The sequence below is a fragment of the Kitasatospora sp. NPDC057518 genome, from assembly GCF_042802075.1.
Lineage (GTDB): Bacteria > Actinomycetota > Actinomycetes > Streptomycetales > Streptomycetaceae > Kitasatospora.
Map to the genome: position 1 here is coordinate 1 of NZ_JBHVEU010000807.1, position 1,163 is coordinate 1,163.

General features: G+C 73.1%; 1 protein-coding gene. It reads right to left on the bottom strand.

Going from position 1 to position 1,163, the window contains the following annotated elements; genetic code table 11:
• Positions 1 to 21 precede the first annotated feature (21 nt).
• Complete coding sequence (locus ACFU7Z_RS39525) at positions 22 to 954, bottom strand: S1 family peptidase (RefSeq protein WP_117485736.1); 933 nt, start codon at positions 952 to 954, stop codon at positions 22 to 24.
• Positions 955 to 1,163: the final 209 nt, after the last annotated feature.

The window sequence follows — 1,163 nt, forward strand, 5'->3', positions numbered from 1 at the left end:
GCTCGCAGGGAGCGGCCGGTGTCAGTACACGCTGACCTGGTACGCGGAGAGCGCCGCGTTGACGGGCTGGTAGAAGGTCGTCCCGCCCGAGGTGCAGTCGCCGCTGCCGCCCGAGGTGAGGCCGAGCGCCTTGGCCCCGTCGTACAGCGGGCCGCCCGAGTCGCCCTGCTCGGCGCAGACGTTGGTCTGGATCAGGCCGCGGACGGTGCTGCCGTCCGTGTAGCGCACGGTGGCGTTGAGCCCGGTGACGGTGCCGCCGTGGGTGCCGGTGGTCGAGCCGGTGCGCTGCACCGCCTCGCCGACGACGGCGTCCGGGGCGGAGGTGAAGCCGCCCGGGTGGCTGAGCGCGCCGTTGTCGTAGCGGACCAGCGCGTAGTCGTGGCCGGGGAAGGTCGAGCCGATGGTCGGGCCGATCAGGTTGGCGTGGTTGACGTCGGTGTACCAGTTGGCGGCGACGTTGCCGCAATGCCCGGCGGTGAGGAAGTAGTAGGTGCTGCCGCTGACCACGTTGAAGCCGAGCGAGCAGCGGTACTGGCCGCCGTAGATGGCGTCGCCGCCGGCGAGCAGCGGGGTGAACGCGCCGGGGACCCGGTGGACGGTGATGGTGGACGCGTCGGCGCCGGCGGAGCTCATCAGCTTGGCGAGCGAGACCGGGGAGACGGTGCTGTCGGCGGTCACCACGACGTGTCCGGCGGCCTCGTCGACGTACCAGGCGGTGCCGTTGACCTCGGCGCCCAGGATGGCCTCGCTGACCGCCAGGAGCTGTTCCGGTCGGGCGGTGGGGGCCGTGGGGACGGTGGGGGCGGTGGGGATGGGAGCGGCTGCGGCGCCCGGCGCGGCGACCGCGGTGGCGGTCAGCAGGCCCAGGGCGGCGGCGAGCAGGCGGAAGCGGCGCGTACGGCCGGTACGGCGGGTGGTGCCGGGTGTGGTGCCGGTGCGGGGCGTGGGGCGCATGGTCCTCACCGATCTCCTCCAGAGGGGGGCGACGGCCCTGAGGGTTGGGGCCGTGAAGCGCGGTCAGGCGATGGGCGGACCCCGGCCGGTGCTCTCCGGAAGCACGGCGGATGATCAGCTCCTGACCGGCGCTGACCGGAAGTATGAGGAAACGGACCGTTCGGTACAAGCTTTCTGATGGGGTGTCGGCGGACCCGCAGGCTCAGGAG

Bases quoted from the DNA above. Each gene is read 5' to 3' on its own strand.
- ACFU7Z_RS39525 (WP_117485736.1), bottom strand. From the start codon at position 954: ATGCGCCCCACGCCCCGCACCGGCACCACACCCGGCACCACCCGCCGT.